This window comes from Acinetobacter terrae, assembly GCF_002135195.1.
GTDB lineage: Bacteria > Pseudomonadota > Gammaproteobacteria > Pseudomonadales > Moraxellaceae > Acinetobacter > Acinetobacter terrae.
Genome location: NZ_NEGF01000009.1, coordinates 31387 through 57577 on the forward strand (window position 1 = coordinate 31387; position 26191 = coordinate 57577).

Annotated in this window: 20 protein-coding genes and 4 pseudogenes; 10 read left to right on the top strand and 14 right to left on the bottom strand. The window is 41.1% G+C overall.

Annotated elements, in window-relative coordinates; all coding sequences use genetic code 11:
• Window positions 1-42 precede the first annotated feature (42 nt).
• From tnpA to tnpC, 3 genes are all read left to right on the top strand, one after another.
• Window positions 43-426 (top strand): IS66-like element accessory protein TnpA, encoded by a 384-nt coding sequence (gene tnpA, locus B9T23_RS10750; RefSeq protein WP_067723454.1) that lies wholly within the window; start codon window positions 43-45, stop codon window positions 424-426.
• Window positions 369-758, top strand: a complete 390-nt coding sequence (gene tnpB, locus B9T23_RS10755; protein WP_081406200.1) for an IS66 family insertion sequence element accessory protein TnpB — start codon at window positions 369-371, stop codon at window positions 756-758. Before tnpA ends, tnpB begins: the two co-directional genes overlap by 58 nt.
• A gap of 74 nt (window positions 759-832) precedes the next feature.
• Window positions 833-2452 (top strand): IS66 family transposase, encoded by a 1620-nt coding sequence (tnpC, locus tag B9T23_RS10760; RefSeq protein WP_067723450.1) that lies wholly within the window; start codon window positions 833-835, stop codon window positions 2450-2452.
• Between the two features lie 109 nt (window positions 2453-2561).
• Here tnpC and B9T23_RS10765 read toward each other — a convergent pair whose 3' ends face one another.
• The 11 genes from B9T23_RS10765 to B9T23_RS10810 all read right to left on the bottom strand — a co-directional run bounded on the left by B9T23_RS10765 (window position 2562) and on the right by B9T23_RS10810 (window position 12845).
• On the bottom strand, window positions 2562-2807 hold the full coding sequence (locus B9T23_RS10765; RefSeq protein WP_067723183.1) for a helix-turn-helix domain-containing protein: 246 nt from the start codon (window positions 2805-2807) through the stop codon (window positions 2562-2564).
• Between the two features lie 274 nt (window positions 2808-3081).
• Window positions 3082-4281 carry a tyrosine-type recombinase/integrase gene (locus B9T23_RS10770; RefSeq protein WP_086194099.1) on the bottom strand — a complete coding sequence of 400 codons (1200 nt, stop codon included), beginning with the start codon at window positions 4279-4281 and terminating at the stop codon, window positions 3082-3084.
• A gap of 378 nt (window positions 4282-4659) precedes the next feature.
• The gene (locus B9T23_RS17190; protein ID WP_322853555.1) at window positions 4660-4920 is read right to left on the bottom strand and encodes a transposase family protein; all 261 of its coding nucleotides are present in this window, start codon (window positions 4918-4920) and stop codon (window positions 4660-4662) included.
• The gene (locus tag B9T23_RS17160; RefSeq protein WP_265733411.1) at window positions 4859-5110 is read right to left on the bottom strand and encodes a transposase; all 252 of its coding nucleotides are present in this window, start codon (window positions 5108-5110) and stop codon (window positions 4859-4861) included. Before B9T23_RS17160 ends, B9T23_RS17190 begins: the two co-directional genes overlap by 62 nt.
• Window positions 5058-5453, bottom strand: a complete 396-nt coding sequence (locus B9T23_RS10780; RefSeq protein ID WP_086194100.1) for a transposase family protein — start codon at window positions 5451-5453, stop codon at window positions 5058-5060. Before B9T23_RS10780 ends, B9T23_RS17160 begins: the two co-directional genes overlap by 53 nt.
• A gap of 170 nt (window positions 5454-5623) precedes the next feature.
• A complete protein-coding gene (locus B9T23_RS10785) occupies window positions 5624-6685 on the bottom strand; it encodes an enoyl-CoA hydratase/isomerase family protein (RefSeq protein WP_086194101.1) in 1062 nt (353 codons plus the stop codon).
• 24 nt (window positions 6686-6709) lie between these two features.
• Window positions 6710-7483 (bottom strand): enoyl-CoA hydratase, encoded by a 774-nt coding sequence (locus B9T23_RS10790; protein ID WP_086194102.1) that lies wholly within the window; start codon window positions 7481-7483, stop codon window positions 6710-6712.
• Window positions 7484-7501: 18 nt separating this feature from the next.
• On the bottom strand, window positions 7502-8629 hold the full coding sequence (locus B9T23_RS10795) for an acyl-CoA dehydrogenase family protein (RefSeq protein ID WP_086194103.1): 1128 nt from the start codon (window positions 8627-8629) through the stop codon (window positions 7502-7504).
• A gap of 40 nt (window positions 8630-8669) precedes the next feature.
• Window positions 8670-10328, bottom strand: coding sequence for an AMP-binding protein (locus B9T23_RS10800; protein WP_086194104.1), 1659 nt, complete (start codon window positions 10326-10328; stop codon window positions 8670-8672).
• A gap of 85 nt (window positions 10329-10413) precedes the next feature.
• On the bottom strand, window positions 10414-11304 hold the full coding sequence (mmsB, locus tag B9T23_RS10805; protein ID WP_086194105.1) for a 3-hydroxyisobutyrate dehydrogenase: 891 nt from the start codon (window positions 11302-11304) through the stop codon (window positions 10414-10416).
• A gap of 11 nt (window positions 11305-11315) precedes the next feature.
• Window positions 11316-12845, bottom strand: a complete 1530-nt coding sequence (locus B9T23_RS10810; RefSeq protein ID WP_086194106.1) for a CoA-acylating methylmalonate-semialdehyde dehydrogenase — start codon at window positions 12843-12845, stop codon at window positions 11316-11318.
• A 175-nt stretch (window positions 12846-13020) separates the two neighbouring features.
• Here B9T23_RS10810 and B9T23_RS10815 point away from each other — a divergent pair, with 175 nt between their 5' ends.
• Both B9T23_RS10815 and B9T23_RS10820 read left to right on the top strand, forming a co-directional pair.
• Window positions 13021-13905, top strand: coding sequence for a LysR family transcriptional regulator (locus B9T23_RS10815; RefSeq protein WP_086194107.1), 885 nt, complete (start codon window positions 13021-13023; stop codon window positions 13903-13905).
• A gap of 233 nt (window positions 13906-14138) precedes the next feature.
• Window positions 14139-14825: pseudogene (locus B9T23_RS10820) on the top strand (VIT1/CCC1 transporter family protein).
• 655 nt (window positions 14826-15480) lie between these two features.
• Here the strand turns inward: B9T23_RS10820 and B9T23_RS10825 are convergent.
• Window positions 15481-16380 carry a ParB/RepB/Spo0J family partition protein gene (locus tag B9T23_RS10825; protein ID WP_086194108.1) on the bottom strand — a complete coding sequence of 300 codons (900 nt, stop codon included), beginning with the start codon at window positions 16378-16380 and terminating at the stop codon, window positions 15481-15483.
• Window positions 16381-16398: 18 nt separating this feature from the next.
• Window positions 16399-17184, bottom strand: coding sequence for a ParA family protein (locus tag B9T23_RS10830; RefSeq protein WP_086194109.1), 786 nt, complete (start codon window positions 17182-17184; stop codon window positions 16399-16401).
• Window positions 17185-18088: 904 nt separating this feature from the next.
• On the opposite strand from B9T23_RS10830, the gene B9T23_RS10835 reads away from it, so the two are divergent.
• From B9T23_RS10835 to B9T23_RS10855, 5 genes and pseudogenes are all read left to right on the top strand, one after another.
• On the top strand, window positions 18089-19258 hold the full coding sequence (locus B9T23_RS10835) for a replication initiation protein (protein WP_067724374.1): 1170 nt from the start codon (window positions 18089-18091) through the stop codon (window positions 19256-19258).
• Between the two features lie 166 nt (window positions 19259-19424).
• A pseudogene (locus B9T23_RS10840) lies at window positions 19425-20992 on the top strand (type I restriction-modification system subunit M).
• Window positions 20993-21132: 140 nt separating this feature from the next.
• Window positions 21133-21381, top strand: a pseudogene (locus B9T23_RS17235) (restriction endonuclease subunit S); the annotation flags it as partial.
• Between the two features lie 11 nt (window positions 21382-21392).
• Entirely contained in the window at window positions 21393-22223 is an 831-nt protein-coding gene (locus B9T23_RS10850; RefSeq protein WP_086194111.1) for an HNH endonuclease, read from the top strand.
• Window positions 22224-22264: 41 nt separating this feature from the next.
• Window positions 22265-25140, top strand: a pseudogene (locus tag B9T23_RS10855) (type I restriction endonuclease subunit R).
• Between the two features lie 104 nt (window positions 25141-25244).
• On the opposite strand, the gene B9T23_RS10860 reads toward B9T23_RS10855, so the two are convergent.
• The gene (locus B9T23_RS10860) at window positions 25245-25922 is read right to left on the bottom strand and encodes a type 1 glutamine amidotransferase domain-containing protein (RefSeq protein WP_086194112.1); all 678 of its coding nucleotides are present in this window, start codon (window positions 25920-25922) and stop codon (window positions 25245-25247) included.
• Between the last annotated feature and the right edge of the window lie 269 nt (window positions 25923-26191).

Genomic DNA, 26191 nt, shown 5'->3' on the forward strand with positions numbered 1-26191 from the left:
TTAATTTAGTCCCCACTTAAAAACAAGTGGGGACTTAAATTTATGACTACAAATAATCAGACATCCATCGCATCTCTTGCGAAAAAACGAAGAACATACAGTGCTGAATTTAAACAGCAGATCTTTCAGGCTTGTAAAGCACCGGACGTTTCAATTGCTTCGGTCGCTTTGCAACATGGATTGAATACAAATCTTGTATCCAAATGGATTCGCTTAATTGATGGTAAGCCAGGGAATGATCGCTCACCACTACCGAATAAACCTGCATTTATTGCCTTATCTTGCTGTGCACCATTAGATCCTACTCCTACTGACATGTTAACGGTTCAAATTACTTTACCCCACTCAAAAGCAGAAATTGGCTTGAAATGGCAAGTATCAGAAATATCTGCTTTAGCAGAATTACTCAAGGCACTTGCAACATGATCCGCATTGATGAAATCTGGCTTTCTACCCAACCTCTGGATATGCGAGCAGGGATGGATACTGTCATGGCTCAGGTGGTGAGAGCCTTTGGCTACATCAAACCGCATTGCGCTTACCTGTTCTGTAATAAACGTGGCCATCGCATGAAAGTGATGGTGCATGATGGACTGGGAATCTGGCTCTGTGCCCGGCGTTTGGAACAGGGAAAATTTCACTGGGCTCAAGTTCACCAAGGTGAAACCGTGGCCCTCAGCCCGGAACAGTTACAGGCATTAATCCAGGGTTTGCCCTGGCAGAGAATTGGATTGCAGCAAGTGGTGAATATGCTCTAAACCAAGCTCGGCCATTCTGCCATCCTCCAAACGTTCTATTTCATTCTCTTCATGACCTCAGGCATACTGCGGTCATGAATACGCTGCCTGACTTAAGCCAACTGACCCATGAACAACTGCTGGAATTCACCAGACAGTTGGCGATGCAGCATCAGTCTCTAGCACAATCAAACCAGCAATTAGATGCCAAAGTTCAGCAACTTGAAGTATCCAATCAGCAATTAGATTCTAAAGTTAAATCTCTCTCTATTCTCAATCAAAAATATGAGCATGAACTTGCGCAGTTTAAACGGCATAAGTTCGCCCAGAAGAATGAACACTTAACGGCCAAACAAATCCATCTGTGGGATGAAGCGGTCGAAGAAGATATTGCCGCTGTTGATCTGGAATTAGAACGATTAAATGCAGGTAAAACTGATGCATCCGCGCAGAAAGCCACAGCAAACAAACCTAAACGTCGACCACTGCCAGATCACCTGCCAACCCTCCGTATTGAGCACGAACCTGCCTCAACGCAATGCAGCTGTGGCTGCACATTGCGTCGTATCGGCGAAGATATCAGTGAAAAACTGAATTTCAGGCCGGCACAGTTCTATAAGGAACAACATATCCGTGGTAAATGGGTCTGTGATCAGTGTGACATCCTGACTCAACAAGCGATGCCTGCCCATGTCATTGATAAAGGCATTGCCAGTGCAGAATTGCTGAGTCATGTGCTGGTGTCAAAATATGCTGATCATTTACCCTTGTACCGTCAGCGCCAGATTTTTCTACGTGCGGGAATTAATTTATCCAGATCCACTCTGTCAGATTGGGTTGGTCGCTGTGGGGTTGAACTTGAACCCCTGGCAGATGCCTTAAAACATGTAGTGTTGCAACAACAGGTAATCCATGCGGATGAAACGCCAGTAACGGTCATGCAGATCGGTGAGAAAAAGCCGAAAAAGGGTTATGTCTGGGCCTATGCCACCACACAGAATAATCCAGTTCTGGCGGTGATCTATGACTTTCAGGATAGCCGTTCTGGCCAGCATGCTGAAGCCTTCCTGAAAGGCTGGCAGGGTTATCTGGTCTGTGATGATTACAGGGGTTATAAAGCACGCTTTAGATCAGGCCAGATCATTGAGGTAGGCTGCATGGCGCATGCACGTCGTAAATTTCATGAACTGCATGTGACCGGGAAAAGTCAGATCGCTGAACAGGCATTAGTGCTGATTCAGAAATTATATGCGATAGAAGCAGAACTCAGAAAAAAGACGGATGGTACAGCGGAAGACCGCTGCGAATACCGACAACAGCATAGTCAACCGGTCATGCAACAACTATATGAATGGCTCAACCAACATCATCTGACGGTGCCATCGAGTTCTCCCACCGCTCGGGCGATCAACTACAGCCTAAAACGTTGGGAGGCCTTAAGCCGCTATCTGGATGATGGCAATCTACCCATTGACAATAACTGGATAGAAAACCAAATGCGCCCCTGGGCCTTGGGACGTAAGAACTGGCTGTTTGCTGGCTCGCTGCGCAGTGGTCAGCGAGCGGCGAATATCATGACTTTAATCCAGTCAGCAAAGCTGAATGGCTTGGATCCGTATGCCTATTTAAGTGATGTGCTGAAAAGGTTACCGACACATAAAGTGACCCAAATAGAAGAATTACTGCCACACCGGTGGCAACCCGACCAAAATTAAAAAATAGGTATGGGGTTCAGCGCACGCTTACGTAATAACTTCAATACGTTCCATAGAACACTCCTAAACCCTAGTGCTATCACTAGGTCTTAATTGAGAAGTGTCCGTTTTAATTGGGGGCTATTACAGTTAAATCATAAAGACGCTTAAGATCGTCTAAGGATTGCCAAAGTAAGAGTAATTGGCGGAATGAAATTTCTCCAGTCAGTTCAAATTTTTTAATTGTAGACGCAGGCACACTACTACGCTCGGCAAGCGCTTCGCGAGATAACTTTGCCTGTTCACGTAATTGGCGTAGATGAACAGAAAAAGCCTGCTGTACATCTATATTATCAAGCAATAAAAATCTAGACATAGGAATTAAACAGAGATAATAGTATCTATCGTATACTAATTTAAGAATTATTGGATACTATTATGTCTATTTAACTTGCAAGTATTGAAGAGCCACACAGTGATAGATGAAATGGACTTTGTTGCATAAACATTTCAAAATTAAAAATTACCTAGACCCATTTTCTCAAGACAGTATTTGAGTATAGGCTCTGTCTCATTCAGTAAATTTGTTTAATCTAGCAATTATGATTATTAAGTTCATTCATTTTAAGATCAAAAGCTGTTGTCTGATTTTATTTAATAGAACCTAAATAATCGCCCCACCACTGCATCATTTCAATACGCTGGGTAAGATACTCAGCATGATTATAACTTGCACGAGTTTTATTTTTATCTGTATGGGATAATTGAGCTTCAATCCAATTTTGTTGAAAGAATCCAGACTCATTTAATATGGTACTAAAGGTAGAACGCAAACCATGTAAGGATAACTCATTTTTACTATAATTCATTTTACGAATTATAGTATTTAATGTATTAAAATGAAGATGTCTGTTTTTATTTTTAGGACTATAAAATACATATTTTTCACCATGCGACCATTCTAATGCTGATCTTATAATGAGAATAGCCTGATCTGACAAAGGAACCAAAAAATCAGGAATATCATGACCTAAAATGACTTTACGTCTAAACTGTTTGATATGCAAAGCAGGAATTTTCCAAATTTTATTATCTAAATCAAAGTGATGAGGTTCACTCAGCAATAATTCAGCCCCTCGTACTCCAGTGTAAAGCTTAAACCATAATGCTTTTTTAATAATAGGATGAGTATTAACTTCATTTAATCTAAGTATAAAATTTGATATATCTTTTTCCTTTAAATATGGATAATTTTTCTTAATTTTATTATTAACCAATATTTTATGTAAACCATTAGCAATATTATATTCACAATAACCCATTGCTACAGCATAATCATAGATTTGATTTAAATAACTATACGCTTTTTTAACTGGCTCTTTTACATCCCGATATTCTATTTTCTTTACAACTGTAACTAAATCATATCGTTTCACTTCATTAAATGGGATATCACTTAATTCGGGATATATATCATTATATAAACACTTTTTTGATAACTGAATAACGCCACAACGTGGCTCATCTTTAAAAGAGTTTTTTATTTTGAATTCCAACCATTCCTCACAAACATCTTTGAAAGATTTTATTTTTTTGCTATGTATATTTTCCCCCATGTAATTATTTAACTTATATTCATCTCGTGCATATCTTGCATCCTTCAAGGACATGACAGGATATAGGCCTAATTTAACTCTAGGGCGTTTGCTCGATCCTGCTACAGAATACCGATAACTCCATGACTTACGTCCGTTAGGTTCAATCTTCAAGCTTAAGCCATCATCATCGGCTAAGTAGTAAATTTTATCCTTAGATTTGGCTTGGCGTATCTTAAATTCTGTAAGACTCATGAAATTGAATTAAACCACTAACTACACTAAATACTTTCATTATATCAAAATAAAGCTAATTATATGTGATGCGTATGATACGCATCACATATAATTATAAATAATTGTTTTTAAATATTTAAAAAGAAGTATATTAAATTTTAGTAACCATGTTAGTTACCATTTTCAAGTATAAGAAATGTATTAGAGGCTTGGTTGCATAAATATTGAAAAGTAATATTCCCATAACCCCTTAGATTTAAAATGTAAATCGGGTTTTTAATCTGGCTAATTATTTTAATTTATTGAGACCAATTGGTCATATAGTAGGTTGTAGGTGTGAGCTTATTCAGGGAGATATAAGGCCTCTTTCATAAATCATTTTTACTCAGCTCCAAGTTATAAATTCCAGCAATTAAATTGAATTCTCAAACCGAGTCTTTTGCCTCTATTTCGATAACGCTCAGCAAGGATTTTGAAGGTTTTCAGCCTGCCAAATACATGCTCAATTCCTATTCTTCTTTTATTGATTTCCTGATTATAGATTTTTAGTTCAGGATCCAATTTACAACGTCTTTTGGCTTTTAAAGGTAACAGACTATTCGGATGCAGAGCATAAAATACCCTGATAGCCTTTATCTGCAAGGATAAAAGCCCCAAAAGGAATCTGGTTTAAATTGCGTTTGAACAACTCGAAATCATGTACAGCACCGCGACTGCTACATAAACTCAGAATTTGCTGAGTCCTGTAGTGAATCATGGCCTGTACTTTAAAGGTATGGGTCTTTTTCTTGCCGCTATAGCTTTTCTTCTGTTTTTTTAGGCCTTTGGATTGGAATTTCCGTGGCATCCACGATCACAACATTCCAGTCGATGCCTTCACCTTCGGGTAAATCTTTGGGTAAATTAAAAAGATTGGACTGAATCAGGCAGTCTTCAACATGACGTACAACTCTTGAAGCTGTCGGCTCTGAAACCCCGTAACTCGTCGCAACGTGAAATAAGGTTCGGTATTCCCGCCAATAGCTTAGACAGAGCAGAACCTGGTCTTCCAGGCTTAACTTGGGCGGTCTGCCTTTAGTAGGAACATGTTTCTTCAATTGCTCAACCATTAAATAGAAGGTTGACCATGAGATGCCGGTGTATCGCTTGAACTGAGGATCAGAAAGCTTGTTTGAATCGATGTATTTCATCCGCAGATTATGCACGAATGCTAAGAAATCCGGAGTGCAAATATCAACCAAAAAGAAGATCACTTTTTGAATTATGAAAGAGATCTATAGTATTGGAAAATAAATAATCTTGAGTTTTATATTTAAACCCTCCATTAGCTCAGTTCATGGAGGGAATCTAAGCATCAATATTAATATATATTCTCTATATGCTGCTTATTCCACACAGGCCACAGCTTTTCCAAGGTTTTTTCAAATTGTGAATTCTCTGTTTGCCACTGTGGACTCTTGTCTTTATCAATAATTAATGCCCGCACACCCTCGATAAAATCACCCTGCTCTAACCAGATATCCTGTATATCGCGCTCAAGCTGCATACATTTTTCAAGTGATAAATTCTGTCCTACCTGTTGTAACTTCAAACTGGTTTGTTTAGCCAATAAAGGACGTTGTTGCAAAATGGCCAGTGTTTTATCAGCCCAGGTTTGATCCTTAGAATTCGTTTCATGCGCGAGACTATATTCAATGTCTTCCAGTTTTTGATAAGCAAAATGCTTATCAATGTGCTCTGCGCGTTTTTGTAATTCACTTTCTGCAGGGTCAGTTATAAAATCGCTAATCATTTTTCTAATTTTTGGGTTATTCAAAGCAGATTCAGCGATCAATGCAGCCTGTAATTCCGCAAATTTATCACTCGGTATATGATAATCAACAAGATCTAAATAAAGCGCATCACTGCTGCTGATTTGCTCACCCGTAAGTGCAAGATAAACACCAATTTCATCGAGTCGTGACAGAAAATGTGTCGCCCCTACGTCAGGGAAAAAGCCAATTGCGGTTTCCGGCATGGCAAAGCGCGATTTTTCACTAGTGACCTTAATATGACAGGCTTGGGCCAAACCAAAGCCGCCACCCAATACATAGCCATCCAGGAAAACAAGGACCGGTTTGGCAAATTTACGCAGGGTATTGAGCATCACGTATTCAGCAGCAAAGTAATCATGATGTCCTGTATTACCCGCTTTATAACTGTCATACAGATAACGAATATCACCTCCGGCACAGAAGGCTTTGGGACTGTTAGAATTGATTAAGATCGCTTGTACATTCGGGTCATGACGCCAGTGTTCTAACTGTGCCTGAATGCCTTGAATCATGGAGATAGACAAGGCATTCAGGTGAGTCGTACGATCCAGGCTAATGATGCCTAGACCACCTTGTACGCTAATCGCTAAATTATTTTCATCGCTCATTATTGTTTTCCTATTATGATTTTCCTATTGATGGGTAAATTTAGCTGGGCGTTTTTCCACAAAAGCACGCATCCCTTCTTTCTGATCAGAACCCGCAAAAATTGAATGGAACACTCGTCTTTCAAAGCGTAGTCCTTCAGCCAGACTAACTTCAAATGCCCGATTAATCGACTCTTTAATCATCATGACAGCAGTCAGTGACTTTTCCGCAATTTTTTCGGCCGCTTGCAGGGTTTGTTCCAGTAATTCATCTTTGGCAAATACCCGTGCCACTAAACCACTTTGTTCAGCTTCCTGCGCACCCATGTGTCGCGCGGTCAGGCACATCTCCATGGCTTTGGCTTTACCAATAGCCAAAGTTAAACGCTGTGTCCCCCCAATCCCTGGGAGTACACCCAAGGTCACTTCGGGTAAACCAAATTTTGCATTATCAGCACAATAAATAAAGTCACACATTAAAGCTAATTCACACCCGCCACCCAAAGCATATCCGCTTACAGCTGCAATCAAGGGCTTACGACGCTGGGCAATACGATCAGCCAGGCTGAAAAAATCATCCAGATAGATTTGTGGAAAGTTTAAGTCCGCCATTTCTTTAATATCGGCGCCGGCTGCAAAAGCTTTTTCTGAGCCAGTCAATACGATACAGCCAATATTTGGATCTTTTTCTAGCTGGTCAAGCGCTTGATTGACTTCAACAATCAGCTGGTTGTTCAGTGCGTTTAAAGCTTGCGGACGGTTTAAAGTAATCAGTCCCACACCGTTACGTTGTTCTAATAAAATGGTTTGCCACTGCATGAAAATATCCTTATTTAATTATAAACTGCGTGCGATCACTAGGCGTTGAATATCACTGGTGCCTTCATAAATTTGACAAATGCGGGCATCACGATAAATACGCTCAATCGGAAAATCTTTGAGATAACCGTAGCCGCCAAAAATTTGCAAGGCTTTAGAGCAGACGCGTTCCGCCATTTCTGAAGAAAATAGCTTGGCCATTGAGGCCTCAGTTAAACAGGCTTCACCGGCTTCTTTTTTACGTGCAGCATAATGTACCAATTGTCGTGCAGCTTCAATTTCAGTCGCCATACTCGCGAGCCTAAAAGCAATGGCTTGCTGTTCAAAAATAGGTTTGCCAAAAGCAACCCGTTCATGTGCATAGCGTGTAGCCTCTTCTAAAGCAGCACGGGCAAAACCCACCGCTTGTGCAGCTATGCCAATTCGCCCACCTTCCAGGTTGGCAAGCGCAATTTTTAAGCCTTCACCTTCTGCACCCAATCTTAAGCTTTCATGAATCCGCACATCGGTTAGAGCAATTTGGCAGGTGTCTGAAGCATGTAGGCCGAGTTTTTCCTCAACACGAATCACTTCATAACCGGGGGTATTTCGTGGCACTAAAAATGCACTGATCCCCTTTTTACCCGCGCTTGGATCGGTCACCGCAAAAACAATAATCATCCCGGCATTATGCCCCGAGGTAATAAACTGTTTAGAACCATTAATGATGTAGTGTTCGCCATCCTTGATCGCACGAGTCTTAATCGCGGCTGCATCCGAACCGGTATGAGGCTCAGTCAAAGCAAAAGCCCCGATCATCTCGCCCTGTGCTAAAGGCACTAAAAATTGTTGTTTCTGTTGTTCTGTACCAAACTTCAAAATCGGCACACAGCCCACAGAATTATGCACACTCATAATCGCCGAGGTCGCACCATCTGCGGCCGCCACTTCTTCTAGCGCAAGTACATAAGCCAGTGTACCCGTACCCGAGCCACCCCATTCTTCAGGAATCAGCATCCCCATAAAACCCAACTGCCCCATTTGAGCTAAGGCATCTTTAGGAAAGATACCTTTTTGATCCCACTCTCCTGCATAAGGCTTAATTTGTTCCTGGGCAAAGCTTTTTGCCATATCCTGAATCAGTTGTTGTTCTTCCGTTAATTGCATCGACTATTCCTTCCATCTATCTGTTCAGTATTTGTTTCCGTTAGGCCTGTAGAGCTGCCTGAGCTTGCTGTTTGTTTATTTCTTGATTGCGCAGCAAGAAACGCTGAATTTTGCCACTTGGTGTTTTAGGTAATTCGGTCACGAATTCAATCAGGCGAGGATAGGCATGTGCAGACAAACGTTTTTTCACAAACTGACCTAGGTCATCTGCAAGCTGCGAAGTGGCTTTAAAATTATTCGCCAGAATCACAAAGGCTTTAATCACTTCAGTACGCTCTGGATCAGGTACGCCAATCACAGCTGCCTCAACCACGGCATCATGCTCGAGCAAGGCACTTTCCACATCAAATGGACCGACCCGATAGCCTGAGGTGGTAATCACATCATCACTGCGTCCGACAAAACTCATACTGCCATCTTCATGTATTTCAGCCGTATCCCCGGTTAAATAATAGTGACCAAGAAATGGAGATTTACGGCTTTCTTCATAGCCAGAAAACCACATCATCGGGGATTGACTGATATCAATCGCGAGAATCCCCGGAGTATCTGCAGCTAACTCCTGACCCTGTTCATCGACGACTGCAATTCGATAACCGGGGCTGGCAAAACCTGCCGAACCTACATGAACCGGATGTTCCAGTGCATGATGATTACACACCACCATGCCGACTTCAGTTTGGCCATAATGATCATAAATAGGTGCATCAAGGACATCTTTAAACCAGCGGATCACTTCTGGGTTTAAAGGTTCTCCTGCACTGCTGACCACACGCAATTTACCGCGCAACTGCGCCATCTGGGCAGGATCAGCCGCCATCATCATGCGGTAGGCAGTAGGTGCGCCGGCAAGATTGGTGATGCCATATTCCTTGACAATTTCACAGACACTTTCGGCATTAAAACCGCCTTCATAAAACAAGGTTGAATGTCCTAACAATAATGGTCCGGTAATACCGTAATACAGACCGTAAGCCCAACCCGGATCGGCAATATTCCAAAAAGCATCTTCAGGGCTTAAACCGACGGCATTTTGCATATAGCCCGCAAAAGCAATCAGCGCTTTTAGCGGTACTTTTAAGGGTTTCGCCGGTCCAGTGGTACCCGAGGTAAACATCAATAAAAATGGCTCATCTATATTGAGCATTTCTATTTCACAAGCTTCAGCTTGACGATTCAATACCGTCCAAAAACTGAGATCTTTTGGATAGGTTTCTGCTTGGGTTTCGGCATGTACCGTGACAATCGCTGGACAATGGCTAATCTCGGATAATTTGTCCCGATTTGCCAAATCGGTCACCACCAGTTTGCTCTGGGCAAGGTGAATACGATGTTCAATCGCTTTGGGACCAAAGGCGGTAAACAAAGGTTGATACACTGCACCGATACGCCAGGTCGCCAAAATGGTAATGATCAGCTCGGGCGTACGCGGTAATAATCCGGAAACGCGGTCACCTTTGCCAATCCCCTGAGATTTTAAAAAGTTGGCAAATTGACTGGAATATTTTTTCAGTTCGCGAAAGCTATACTGTTCTTTGCGACCATCTTTACCGTACCAAAATAAGGCGATCGCATCGGAATTGGCATGGCGGTCACAACACTCATAACAGGCATTCACCGCCTGCGTTGATCCGGATAAAAACTGACTTGCAACCGTATTTAAATCAAAATCTTGAACCGTTTTTTGATAATTTAGCATTTTCAACCTCAGTCTGAGTTTATAGTTATTACCGACAGGGTATTTTGATGGAGCGTCTCCTTGCCCCATCATGATGATTTAATTCTTAAGCAGGTTGTGTGGTGTATTGATGCATGATGCTAGAGAAATCCAGATGGGCATCCCCTTCCTGACATAACTGCTGATACATTTTTTGCACCAGATGACCTAATACCACTGGATGCTCAACTTGTTCTGCTGCTTCAACGGCTAGCCCCAAGTCCTTAAGCATCAGTTGGGCCGCAAAGCCGTCTGTGTAGCCACGCGAAGCTGGTGCGTTATCACAAATGTGTGGCCATGGATTATAAATTTCTGAACTCCAGCAACGTCCGGTTGAGCTATTGATCACTCCTGCTAAAGCTTGAGGATCAATCCCTAACTTCACGCCCAGTGCCATGCCTTCTGCCACCGCAGTCATGGAAATACCCAGAATCAGGTTATTGCAGATTTTTGCAACTTGCCCGGTACCGACATCACCACAATGGACCAGATTTTTACCCATCAGGCTGAGCGTGGGTTGAATTGCATTAAACGTTGGTTCATCGGCACCAACCATAAAGGTCAAAGTGCCATCTTTGGCACCCAGTGTTCCGCCAGAAACCGGTGCATCACAAATGCTAATCTGTTTAGCACGACCTGCTGCGGCAATGTCTTTAATGGTTTGTGGATCAATCGTACTGCTGTCGATACACAAACTTCCCGCTTTGAGTACAGCAAGGACACCGTTCTCACCAAGATAAACGTCACGGACATGCTTGGCTGCAGGCAGCATGGTAATCACCACATCCGCCTGTTTTGCTGCAGCTTGTGGGCTTTCACACACGACTCCGCCCGCTTCAGCGAAGTGCTGCAAAGCAGCTTCACTCAAGTCAAAGCCAAAAACGGTTTGTCCAGCTTTAAGCAGGTTTTGTGCCATGGACCCGCCCATGTTGCCTAAGCCAATAAATGCGATCTTCATATGAGCACTCCTTAGCGTAAGCTGATCGTGGTATTGACACCGCTGCTTTCTTGACTCTCTTCAAACCAGCGACTGGTAATGGTTTTGGTTTGAGTATAAAACTGTACCGCCTGTTTACCATACGGGCCCAAATCACCCAGTTTAGAACCACGTGAACCGGTGAAGCTAAAGAACGGTACTGGCACTGGAATTGGAATATTGATTCCCACCTGACCAATATCAATACTGTTCTGGAAAGTACGTGCTGTCGTTCCACTTTGGGTAAATAGACCGACACCGTTACCAAATGGATTGGCATTAATTAATGCGATTGCTTCTTCTAGGGTATCGACATGAATAATCACCAGCACTGGACCAAAAATTTCTTCTTTGTAAATACGCATCTCCGTCGTGACCTGATTAAAAATCGTTGGGCCGACAAAGTTACCTTGCTCATAGCCCTTAACTTGAACGTCTCGACCGTCCAGCAGCAATTCAGCGCCTTGTTCAAGACCACTGTTAATTAAATCAATCACCCGAGCTTTGGCACGTGCTGAAATCACTGGTCCAACATCAGTATTCGGCTCATGTCCGGCATTGACCTTCAAGGTTTTGGTTTTAGCCACCAATTCATCGACCCAATGTTTGGTTTCACCCACTAGAACTGCCACAGACAAGGCCATACAACGCTGTCCTGCTGCACCAAAAGCTGCACCCACTAAAGCATTTAAAGTTTGTTCCTTATTCGCATCAGGCATGACGACAACATGATTTTTTGCACCCATCATCGACTGAACACGTTTCCCGTGTTGCCCTGCCAAGTTATAAACATGGGTTCCGACTGCTGTAGAGCCTACGAAAGAAATTGCCTTGATATCGGAATGCGTACACAACATGTCTACCACGTCTTTGCCACCATGTACCACATTGAGCACACCCGCCGGTATACCCGCCTGAATTGCCAGCTCAACCAGCATCAGGGTAGACAGGGGATCTTGTTCAGAAGGCTTTAATACAAAAGTATTACCGCAAACGATGGCCATTGGGAACATCCACAGTGGAATCATTGCTGGGAAGTTAAAAGGGGTAATGCCTGCACAAACCCCTAAAGGTTGTTGAAGCGTATAGGTATCCACACCACGTGCTACACCTTCAATATATTCACCCATTTGCAGCGTGCCTATTGAACAAGCATGTTCCACAACTTCCAAACCGCGCTGGATATCTCCCTCAGCATCGGCAAGCGTTTTTCCCTGTTCAGCGGTCAGGACTTGAGCGATGCTTTTTGCATTTATCCGGATCAAGTCTTGCAGCTTAAGCATAATTCGCATACGTGCCTGAATCGGGGTATGGCGCCAGCTTGCAAACGCATTCTGTGCTGCAGCAATGGCAGCATTAACTTCTTCACGAGTCGCGAATGGAACCTTTCCGAGTACTTCCTGAGTCGCAGGATTGACAATGTTGTGCCACTCGCTGGTTTGTGACTCAACAAACTCACCATTGATCAGCAATTTAGCCGTGGTTAATTCGGTATTTTGATGGGGTTGATGAATAGCGTTCATGGTCACTCCGTGATCATTGTTATTGTTGGTTGCCTATGCCTGACTGGCTTTATCAAACGTACGTTTTTTTACGCTGTTTCAGCAGACTAACAAAGAAAACTTTGACCACCAATGGAAATTGCTGCACGATGGTTGTGCAAATATGCACAGGGATTTAACAGGACGTTAAAAGAACATGAAAGTAGATTGGGATCATTTACGCTTTTTTTTAGTATTGGCTCGTGCTAAAACGCTCACCAATGCCGCGCGCTTGATCGGTGTTGAACACAGTACCGTGGCGCGTCGCATTCAGGCTTTGGAGCAGACATTAGGAATTCAACTTTTTAAGCGCGAAGCGACAGGCTATGAATTAACTTCTGAAGGCTTGGCGCTGGTACCCCGTGTGGAACAAATGGAACAGTCGTTTATCCAAATTGATAAACCCCTTAACCCCTTACACGGCAGGGTTCGGATTGGTGCACCGGAAGGTTTTGGAACTGCATTTTTAGCGCGTTTACTGGCCGAGTTTTCTCAGCACTATCCTGCATTAACGATCGATTTAATTCCCGTTCCGAAAGCAATTAAACTGTCACACCGTGAAGCAGATATTGTCATTTCCATCGACCGCCCCAAATCCGGCCCTTATATCATTACCCGACTGTCCAATTACTGTTTAAAGCTGTATGGTAGTAAAAATTATTTACTGCAAAACCCGAAAATTAATCGTGTAGAGGATTTAGCCCAGCACCGTTTTGTTGATTATATTGATGATCTAGTCTATAGCTCTGCGCTTTATTCACTGGAACGTTTGCCACTGCAAGTAAGTGCCTGTTTTCGCAGTAACAGTATTCTGGCCCAGCAAATTGCCGTCAGTGCAGGTGCCGGATTGGCCATTTTGCCGAGATTTCTGGTCAATGATAAAACCGAACTTGAAGAAGTCCTCAGTGATCAGGTGAGCTTTACTCACACTTTTTGGATGTTAACCTTAGTTGACTTACAACATGAGCCAAGAATCAAGTTGGTATGGGATTTTTTACGTAAACAGGCTGATGTTCAGCAAGAGCTGTTAATGGGCAAATAACGAAAATATTTTCTCTTTTGATTGTGATTACTAAAATAGAAACTATAGCTTATGCAAATATAAGATTATTTTCTTAGGCTATTCTTATGACTATTGAGTAGTATGAAGTTATTCTTTCCATTGATGAAAACTACCATATAAATTATATTCTTGATCATTGTAAAAACTCTTTAAAATTATTTCACTAGAAGTCTCTATCCTCTTATCATTTGTCTAATAAAAAGAGACTTTCTGTGCGTCATTCTTATCATATTGAAAAACATTATATTGAACGCGCAGGTTGGCTCCGTGCAGCTGTACGGGGGCAAATGACGGGATTATTTCTGTAACCAGCCTAGTCGTGGGAATGGCAGCAAGTGGAGCTTCGCCCCCCTACTCTGTTGGTGACCTGTGTAGCGGGATTAATCTCTGGGGCAGCATCGATGGCGGCCGATGAATATATCTCCATTAAATCACAACAAGACATTGAAAAGAATGCTCTTGATATGGAAGCACGCGAGCTAAAATGCCATCCTGAGCCTGAACTACAAAAGCTAAAAAATTTTTATATACAACGTGGATACAACACGCTTTGGCTGAAAAAGTCACTAAACAACTCACTGCACATAATGCATTAGATGCCCATACACGTGATGAAATTGGCATCTCAAATAGAACATTGGCTCGACCTTTACTCGCGGCAGCACCCTCAGTAGGATCATTATTTCCTTTAATTGCAATCATCGTTCTTTCAGAATCTTATCTTGATAAAGGTATTATGGTAGTCGGCATTATAAGTTTAGGCTTAATGGTGGTCTTAGCCAGTTATGTGGGTGGTGTCTGCATATGGCGAGGTTCAGTTCGCGTCATGATCTGGGGCATTATCGCTATGTTATTCAGTTCTTTGGGTAGATTCATTATTTAATGTTACAGCAGCCTAAAATTTAGCGATGGTTTCAAAATTCTAAGGTAGCCATCCGAATACTACCTAACTTGGTAGAAACTTACAGTTATGCTCAGTAGATTGGTAAATAACTTAATATAGATAGCATCAAAAATTCTTCATCAACTGAATATTAAGCTCCCTGCTAAGTAGTGAGCTTTTTTTGTCATGAACATTTAATTTACAGATATTTTAAAGTCTGTTTATTCAGATTTATCACAAGAATAATCCAGATATTCAACACAGTCGTATTTTGCTTTATTCGCGCTTAGACGAATTATTTTAATTTTAAGCTACATTCCTATACAAACGATCAAACTCAACCTCTCATAAGCAAATAGACGTAAATAGACAGTGTATTCTTATACAATCGGTCCATTTTTTGATCATTTTCTGATTGATTTGCATCAATGAGAAAAAATTCATTTATTCTAATCTTTATTATTTTCTATTTTATTGAGAAGTTTTTTATAAAAAATAAGGTTCATTTGGTGGGATATTGGAATAATCAAAGTAGACTAAAAATATAAAGCCAGAGCGTTTTGTATAGGGATGATATTTTTCGATTTTGTTTACATCAAACGCTATACACAAAAGTGAGTTACTGGTTTTAGCTCAAAAAAAGTGTAGCAAATTGCTACACTTTTTTTATTTTATTTGATCAGCATTTTTTTCAGCAAACTTTCCAGTTCTTGTAAGTTTTGATCATCAAATTCACTCATTTTTAATGACACTTTTAAGGTGTTGTGATCAAACTTGATATTACCTGCGACTTTTCCATCATATTCAATTTTATGCACGATTGAAGTTTTAATCGGTTCTTTAGTCTCTTTCGACTTTAGAATTTTTTCCGCCAATAATGCCAATTTTGTTTGTTCAACTTCTTTTTTCAGTAACTTCGCCCAGGCTTCTAACAGAGCTTTTTTAGCATGGTTAGAATTCTCTTCATGATCTGATAAAAACTTTTTTACTGCCGTGGCTGCAGTACGTGCCAACAATGTCGGTTGTTGCTCTAAATCATCAATCAGTTCTTGAGGTAATTTTTCAAAAGATAAATATTTATACATATCCTCACGGTTCATGCCCAAGGACTTTGCCAGTTTTTGCTTATTCTTTTTTAATTTTTCATTCAAAGAACTCAAACCGACATAGATTTCATAATCGGTTAAATCTTCCCGTTTTAAGTTTTCCGCTAAAGTTAACAGTGCTACATCTTCATCTGATGCATCTATAACAATCACTTCGATGGTACTTTTATTGAGAACCTGATGCGCTTTCAGACGTCGTTCACCAGCGATCAACTCATATTTGTCCTGTACGCGTCGTACTGCAATCGGTTGTAGTAATCCAATTTCTTCAATCGAGGTTGCCAAGTCTTCAATATCTTGTTGATTAAAGATTTTTCGTGGTTGATTGGGACTAGGCTGAATATCTGTAATTTGTACATTCCGACGCAGTTCTTTCACATCATTGACATGCTCTTTTTGAGCTTGTTGATGCTTTTGAGTATTTTGCTGTAAACGTTGTGCCAACAGTTCTTTAGTACTTACCATAATATTCTCAGCATGCTTTTATTCAACACGATTAACAATTTCTTTCGCTAGTTCTTGAAACGCTTTACGAACTTTAGCGTTTTTATCTACACTCAATAATGGTTGTTGCAAAATTGCGGCTTGATTAACCTTAGTACTCATCGGAATTGTGGTTTTTAATAATTCACCGACCTGGCTTAAAGCTTCATCTCGGATCAGTTTACACACGTTTTGACGTTCATCATGTTTAATCAATAAAGCGCCTAAAAGTTTTAATTCAGGATTAACACGTCTTATTTTACTTAAATGGTTAATTAAGTCAGTTACACCATATAAGCCATATTGTGAACCTGATTCAATCGGTACCATGACATGTGTCGATGCAGCCAATGCATTACTGGTGAGAAGTTTTAGGCTTGGAGGACAGTCAATCAGGATGAAATCATATAATCCTTTTAACAATTCCAATTTAGTCGCCAGTTCTTCAGAGGGTCTTGGAGAATCATCTTTGAGTTGATCTTCAGTTTTACCTAAAGTTAGAGAACCATAAATTAAAGAAACATTTTTGAAATTGGTTTCTTCTTCTAAAGCTTCAGATAACAGACTTAAATCACCCACCAGTAATTCAGCAGAAGTTGTTTCAACTTCACTTGGATGTCTGGATCCGATATGTAGACTTGCGTTTGCTTGGGGATCTAAATCAATCACCAAGACTTTGTTGCCCAAGTCTGCCAGTTCTGATGCCAGATGAACTACAGTGGTCGTCTTTCCGCAACCACCTTTATGATTTGCCACAGCAATGATTTTAGTCGACTTACTTGTCATAATAGACCTCGTTTGAGTTATTCTAATATAAAGAACTTTGTAGCAACTTGCTACAGCTTCTTTACGCTACGTTGAAGTTATAATCTGAACTTGAATAAAAAACAAACAGATTCTTTTTTTTATTAAATATAGCTAGCTAATTATAATTAGTATTAATTTATATAATTAGTTAATTATAATTAGAGCACTTTTTTACTATTAAAAATCAATATCTTATGATTTTAAAGGTGGAAGGTTTGTCACTGAAAAGTGGAAGGTTTGTCACTGAAAGGTGGAAGACTTGTCACTGAAAGGTGGAAGACTTGTCACTGAAAGGTGGAAGAGCTGTCACTGAAAGGTGGAAGACTTGTCACTATGGTGGAAGACTTGTCACGGAGTTTAAATAAAGCTTGAATTTAAACTATAAAATTATTTAAAAACAGGTTCTTAATCTGTTGATAAGTTAGTTTATTTGGCTTTAAAGGTGGAAGACTTGTCATTTTAATATTTTTATCCTGTGGATAACCTGTTTGTTCGTAATTTCATCAAGGATATTGTCTGTTTTCATTTCTGAGCAGGCTAAAAGTGGAAGGTTTGTCACTGTTAAGGTGCATTTTTAATTATTCTTTCCACTTTATAGGGTGGTTTGGCGCATTTTTTGGCTTTCTACGCACTTTCAAAATGATTGAGAAATACTAAAAGTGGAAGGTTTGTCACTAAAAAGTGCAATACTTGTTTTGTTTTCCACCTTAAGTTTAAAAAGTGTTTTAAATAGCAAAACAAAGTGACATGGCTTCCACTCTTAGCCTTTGCTTTGATTGCTTGTTGTTCATTTCTGTTTAGTGTCGAGTTAAAAGGGTGGATAATTTGCATAGGATTCCACTTTTGTGTATAACATGTAGAAAAGTACTTTTATTTTCCACTTATGAACAAGCTGAACGAAAAAGAAGAAATAGAATATTTACCTTATTGTATTGGGAATATTCGCCATAATGGAGTGGTCAGTACCAGCAACCGCCTGATTCGACCGATTGAATTGTCATCCAATGAGTACAAAGCGCTCCTTTATGCGATGGCGGTAGCGAATTACGGTGAAAAAAATAATCAAGATCGTGAAATTACCGAGCAAACCTATATTTATTTGCATAAAGATGATTTAGGCGAGTTACTCGGTTTAGATAAAAAAAATTCCATTAATGTCGCAATAGACCGGATCTATAAAGAGCTGTCCTCCCGGGTTGCCCATTTTGTCATTGAAGAACCTTTAGATGACAGCAAACGGAAAGTAAAAAAAGTACATTCTGTAGTGCCTATTATTCGGGAACTGCGTTGGGAAGATGATGCCAAAAATGCCTTGCAGATTCGGTTTACCAGTGAAGTGCTGCCTTATTTTACCCGTCTGGCAAGCGGTAATTTTACCACCTATCAATTAAAAGATTTATTTGCTTTAGACTCGGTGACCAGTATGAGTCTGTATTCTTACTTTATTAAAAATGAGTTCAAGTATGCCAATCAGGACACATACGAAGTTGAACTGTCACTGGAAAACATCAAAGCATTAACTGATATTGGCGAGAAGAAATATGATCGTTGGGTTGATTTCAGACGTTATGTGTTAGATAAAATTGTTGAAGAAATTAATGATAGAACCAGTCTGAAGCTGGAATATGACACCATTAAGAAAGGACGGCCTATTGTCGGTGTCCGGTTTAAAATTACCAGTGGGCATATTGAGGCGGTGATTCCTCAAAGCAATGAAAATACCCAAATCTATCTGGATGTGGATTTTGATGACAACGCCATCGTGAAAGAGCTGGGTGCAAAATTCGATATGACGGTTCGGTCTTGGTATATTCACGCCAATGATCCGAATTATAAACAGTTCAGCAAGTGGTTTAAAGCTGAAGGCTGTTTAACCGATTCTCAAGCCAACCTGATTGTAAACGATATTATGTTTCAAATGGATTTTGCTGTGGCCGGCGTATCGATGAATGATTTCAAAAAAGAAATGAAATATAAGCTAAAAAATGATCCTGCCTTTGTTCAGGGAAATCGCGAACGTTTGAACGAGATTTTCGGCAAAGAGATTATTTAAAAGGTGTAGCAACTTACTACACATTTTATCGTGATAGATACAACTCAATTGAGCTTATCTCTTTAAGCACCGAAATTGAAACGACAAGTTATGTCACATGGGGAGAGGCTATGAATAATCACGCTAAACTCCCCCCAGTATTAAGCAACAAGTGTATGGACTTCGAATGACCCAGGTACAACTGCAACAGCTACAAAAACAACTTTGGAATATTGCCAATACTTTACGCGGAACCATGGGGGCAGATGAATTTCGGGATTACATTCTGGGGTTTATTTTCTTTAAATATTTATCGGAAAAGTCGGTTAATTTTGCCAATGAATTGCTGGATGGGGAAGATCTCAGTTTTCTTGAGCTGGATGAAAGCAACCCTGAGCATGTGCCTTATATCGAAGAAATCAAAAAGAATGCCATTGCCGAAGTCGGTTATGCGCTGACCCCGAAACAGCTGTTTCATACCCTGGCGCAGCGTGGTCGTCAGGGCGAGTTTATTCTGGATGATTTAACTGCGACTTTAAAATCGATTGAACAAAGTACTTTGGGCACCGATTCTGCCGATGACTTTGCCAACCTGTTTGAAGATCTGGATCTGAATTCGACCAAGCTCGGCAACAACGCCAGTGACCGTAATGAACTGGTGGCCAAGGTGCTGAGCCATTTAGATGATATTGATTTTGACATCAGCAATACTGAAGCCGATGTACTGGGTGATGCCTACGAATACCTGATTGGTGAGTTTGCATCAGGTGCGGGCAAGAAAGCAGGCGAATTCTATACCCCGCAAACGGTATCGACTTTACTGGCCAAGATTGTGACCCAAGGCAAAGAGCGTTTACGTTCAGTCTATGACCCGACTTGTGGTTCAGGTTCGTTGTTGCTGCGGGTAAAACGTGAAGTCAAAGAAGTGGATATGATCTACGGTCAGGAAATGAACCGTACCACCTACAACTTGGCGCGGATGAACATGATTTTGCATGATGTGCATTTTGCCAAGTTCGACATCAAGCAGGAAAACACCTTAACCCGACCGCAGCATTTAGAGCACAAGTTTGATGCGGTAGTGGCGAATCCGCCATTTTCAGCCAACTGGTCAGCCGATCCGTTATTTCTACAAGATGAACGCTTTGCCGCTTATGGCAACTGGCGCCAAGTTCCAAAGCCGATATGGCTTTTGTGCAGCACATACTGTATCAACTGGATGACAACGGCACCATGGCGGTGGTGTTGCCGCATGGCGTGTTATTCCGTGGTTCCAGTGAGGGCGTGATTCGTCAGTACCTGATTGAACAGTTGAATGTGGTGGATACGATTATTGGTCTACCTGCCAATATTTTCTACGGCACCTCGATTCCGACCTGTATTTTGGTGTTGAAGAAAAACCGTGAGCATACGGGCAATATTCTGTTTATTGATGCCAGTAACGGTTTTGAAAAGCAAAAGAATCAAAACAAGCTGTTGCCTGAGCATTTGGACAATATTGTTGCGGCATTTAAAAACCGCCAAGACATTGAAAAATACGCCCATGTAGCAAGTTTACAGCAAGTCAAAGATAACGACTACAACCTGAATATTCCGCGTTATGTCGATACCTTTGAAGCGGAAGCTGAAATTGACCTAGATGTGATTGCTCAAGCTTTGCAAGATTTGGAACAAAACAGTCAAAAAACCGATGCCGTGATTGCAGATTTTTGCAAAGATCTAGGAATTGCTTCCCCATTTGCGGAGGTAAAGTAATGACTGCGCCTAAGTTACGCTTTAAAGAATTTGATGGGGATTGGACTAGATACAAGATTGCAGAAGCAACTGAATATTTAGTAGATGGAACACATTTTTCTCCTAAAACGACAGAAGGGGAGTTTAAATATATAACGTCAAAAAATATTAGAAATGACGGCTTAGACTTGACTAATATTTCCTACATCTCAAAAGATGAACATGAGAAAATTTATAAAAGATGTAAAGTTCAGCTATCTGAGGCTGATATTGAATATCCTTGTTTAGAAGAACAAACCAAAATCGCCAACTTCTTATCAGCGATTGACCAAAAAATTGAAGTTGTGGCGCAGCAAATTGAACAGGCTAAAACTTGGAAAAAAGGCTTGTTGCAGCAGATGTTTGTGTAGGGGGAAATGTTATGGCGAATTGGCTAGTAACCGTGAATTATGCTGAGTTTGATTTAGAAGCAGCTTATGATGCTTTGCCGCAGATTTATTGGAAGAATTCAGCCACTAGTGAAGGTAAAGGGTTACAGCTCAATGATATTGTTCATGTATATGTGACCCAACCCATCTCAAAGGTGATGTATCAATTCAAAGTTGTTGGGCAAGTAGAAAACTCAGAATACCCAGTAGCACAGAAAGTATTTTGGTCGGATAAAAAGAAAATTGAAAGTTATCTAGGTGGGTACTCTGTTTTTGAAAAGTTAAACAAAGTGGATAAATCCACTTTGTCTTTTGAATATTTCAGACAGGAAAACTTAATTCCTGATGCTCCTATTCAAGGTCTTCGCACAGATCGAGATAAAGCCTCAAATGATCCAATTCGCATTTTTTTAACTCATATTTTTAATGAGTTTAAAACTGATAGTGTGAATACCGACTATCCCGATGAAGCAAATTTAGAAAATTCATTATTTCCTGAAGGTGCGAAAAAAACAGTCCAAGTCAACAGATATGAACGAAACCCTGAAGCAAGAGCGAAGTGCATTGAGATTCATGGTACACGTTGCAAGATATGTGAAATGAGCTTTGCAGAAACTTATGGAACATTCGCTAAAGATTTTATTCATGTCCATCATATTACGTCATTGAGTGAAATTTCAGATAGCTATGAAGTAAATCCTGAAACTGATTTGATACCTGTATGCCCAAATTGCCATGCAATGTTACATAGACAGGAAAATGGTATCCCGATGAAAGTGGATCGACTGAAACTGTTATTTGAAGTATCGAAAAATTCAAAATAGAAAATAAGTGTTGAATAAGATTTAGAAGATCAGGGGTAAAAATGACAGTACAAAGTGAATACCAACTTGAAAATGAACTGATTGATCAACTCAAACAACTGGGTTATGCATCGGTAACGCTCAAGGATGAAAGCCAGCTACTGTCTAACCTGAAAACGCAGCTCGAACGTGCCAATGCTTTGCCACCTTTATCGCAAGATGAATGGAAACAGGTGATCAGTCATTTAAATTCCGGCACCGTGTTTGAACGTGCCAAAAATCTGCGTGACCGCTTTCCTGTGAAGTTTGATGATGGTTCCAGTCGACATATCGACTTTCTGTTCAATGATGCTTCCAAGAATATCTATCAGGTGACCCATCAAATTACCATTGATCATCGCGATCATAATGGACGTACCAGCCGCTTTGACGTGACTTTGTTGGTCAATGGTCTTCCTCTGGTTCAGATTGAACTGAAAAAGCGCGGTATGGAAATTGCTGAAGCCTTCAACCAGACCCAGCGCTATACCCGTGAAGCCTATTGGGCAGGGCAGGGCTTATTCAGTTTTATTCAGCTGTTTGTGATCAGCAATGGTGCCAATACCCGTTACTATTCAAACGGTACCAAACATATCGACTTTGCCTTTCCGTGGGCAGGGATCGACAACAAAACCATCAATGAAGTGGTCAAGTTTACTGAGGTATTTCTGACCCCGGCACATATCACCGATATGATCAGCCAATATATGGTGATGCATGAAACCTCTAAAGAGTTGATGGTGCTGCGTCCTTACCAAATCTATGCGGTGCAGAAGATTGTCCAGCAGGTACAGACCTCAAATCGAAATGGCTATATCTGGCATACCACAGGCTCTGGGAAAACCCTGACCTCGTTTAAAGCCAGTCAGATCATCATGAAAATGCCGGATGTGGAAAAGGTGTTATTTGTCGTGGATCGTAATGATCTTGATACGCAAACCTCCCGAGAATTTAACGCCTTTAAAGCCGACAGTGTGGACAGTACCGATAGCACGCATACCTTGGTCAAACAGCTCGATCAACGGCATGACAAACTGATTGTTACTACCTTGCAAAAGCTGAACCGCGCGATCAGCAGCGACCGCTATCTGGAATATATCGACTACCTGAAAGATAAGAAAGTGGTGTTTATCTTTGACGAATGTCATCGCAGCCAGTTTGGCGATACCCATCAGAATATCAAGAAGTTCTTTAGCAATGCCCAGATGTTTGGTTTTACCGGAACCCCGATCTTTGCAGAAAATAGCCAGTCCAAAGCCGGTTTAAAGCTCACCACGGATCATCTGTTTAATCAGTGCCTGCATCATACGTGATTGTCGATGCCATTCGGGATCGCAACGTGCTGCAGTTCCAGATTGACTATCGCGGAAAATACAGCAGTAAAGGTATGCAGACTAATGAGTCGTATGATGAAGAGGTCGAAGGGATTGATACCCAAGAGCTGTATGACAATCCGCAACGTCTGGAAATGATTGCCCGCTATATTGTCGATACCCATCCGACCAAAACCCGCAATGGTGAATTTACCGCGATGTTTTGCGTCAGTTCGGTGGCTACGCTGACCCAATACTACGAGATGTTTGAAAAGGTTCAAGCCGCCAAACAAATTGAAGATGAAGCACAAGGCCGATTATTCAAACCGCTGACGATTGCCACCATTTTCTCTTATGGCGCCAATGAAGCGGTCAATAGCGATGATCAGAATGGGCTGATTGAAGAAGAAGCCGCCGATGTACCCACCCAGATTAATCAGTCCAATCGCGATAAACTCGACCGTTATATTGCCAACTATAATGTGCAGTTTGGTACCAACTACAATTCAGGTGATGGCTTTTACGCCTACTACCGCGATATTGCAGATCGGGTAAAAAAGAAGCAGATCGATATTTTAATGGTGGTCAATATGTTCCTGACCGGATTTGATTCCAAGCCACTGAATACGCTGTATGTCGATAAAAACCTGAAATATCATGGTTTGATTCAGGCTTTTTCACGCACTAACCGGGTTTATAATGACAAGAAACCTTTCGGCAACATCATCTGCTTCCGTAATTTGAAACGGGCGACCGATGAAGCACTGGCGCTGTTCTCGAATAAGGAGAGTAGACAGATCGTACTGGTGCCAAGTTTTGAAGACATCAAAAAAGACTATGAAAATGCAGTAGCAAAGCTCTTGGCGATTAGTCCTGACTATCAGGCCGTCGATGCACTCTTGACCGAAGAGGATCAACTGGCATTTATCAAGGCTTTCCGTGAAGTGATGCGTTATAACGCGCAGTTACAAACCTTTGTGGAATATGATCAGGATCAAACCAAGCTCGATAAACAGCACTTTGCTAACTTTGCTTCTAAATATGCAGACTTGTGCCGTGATCTGCGCAAGACCACCACCAGAGAAAAAGTATCGGTACTGGATGATGTCGATTTCCAGCTGGACTTGCTGCACAGCGACCGGATCAATGTCGGTTATATCCTCAACCTGTTGCAACTGGCGATTGATGCAGGGGATGATGAGAAACGTAAGAAATACGAAGCACAGGTCTATGACCTGCTGGGTAATGACGTGAGTCTGTATGACAAGCAGGAACTGATCAAGAAGTTCATTAATGAAAACCTGCCCAAAATGATCAATGGTCAAAGTGTGCAAACCGCTTTTGCAGCATTCTGGGATTTCGAAAAAGAACAGGCCTATCAACACATCTGTGAAGCAGAAAACCTCAAGCCTGAAGTGATGAAACAAGTACTGGATCATTACCAGTTCACCAAACGTTTGCCACGTAAGGAAGAACTGAAAGATTTGCTGAACTATAAGGTGAAGCTGTTTGAACGGGATAATGTATTTTCAAATCTGCTGGTGAAGACACGGCAGTTTATTGAGAAATTTTATGTCGGGATATAGATTATAAAAGACTTTCAGAAATCGTCATTCTGGTCATAGCCTCTCAATTTATTCACTTCAAATGGCTGATCACGTTTAAAATGAGATCAGCCATGGGTTATGGATTAATTTAACAGTTTAAGTAGTGCGTGGGCTGTTGCCTCAGAAGAAGCTGGATTTTGTCCAGTGACGAGCAATCCATCAACCTCAACATGCACTTGCCAATCATCCACTTTGGAATAATTCCCCCCATTTTCCTTAAGCACATCTTCTACCAGAAAAGGAACTATTTCAGTCAGACCCACTGCAGCTTCCTCGCTATTGCTAAAACCTGTGACTGACTTACCTGCAACTAACGGTTTACCCTGTTCTGTTTTAACGTGACGAAGCACTCCAGGCGCATGGCATACAGCGGCAACAGGTTTACCGATCTGAATAGCTTGTTCGATCAGGGCAATTGAATCTGTATCTTCTGCTAAATCCCATAAGGGACCATGACCGCCTGGATAGAACACTGCATCAAAGTCAGCGATAGAAATTTCGCTCAGTTTTTGGGTATGAGCAAGTGCCTGCATGGCAGCAGAATCTGCTTCAAAACGATGCGTTGTTTCAGTCTGAGAATCGGGTTCGTTACTTTTAGGATCGAGCGGTGGTTGCCCCCCTTTGGGAGAGGCTAATGTCACTTCTGCATCGGCATCGATAAAGGCATAATAAGGTGCTGCAAGCTCTTCAAGCCAGAATCCTGTCTTCTTGCCTGTGTTGCCAAGTTGGTCATGTGATGTAAGAACGACAAGAATTTTCATATTGTTTACCTAATGGTTGTACTTTTAAGTTCTACTGAGGTGCGGTTAGTTCATAAAGTAATACCCTTAGACTACTTGGATCAATCAAAAAAAGATGATCTTTTTGGTAATGATCTGTACCGTAAATTTTAAAATATTCATGCATAACTTATGCATGAAAGATATCGATATAAAAAGCTTTTCGCTACCAGTTCAGGCGACTTAAACAAACTTTAAATCCGATTGCTGCAGGAGCCTGTGTACTTGCAGATAAAGGTTAGGCTTTGTAT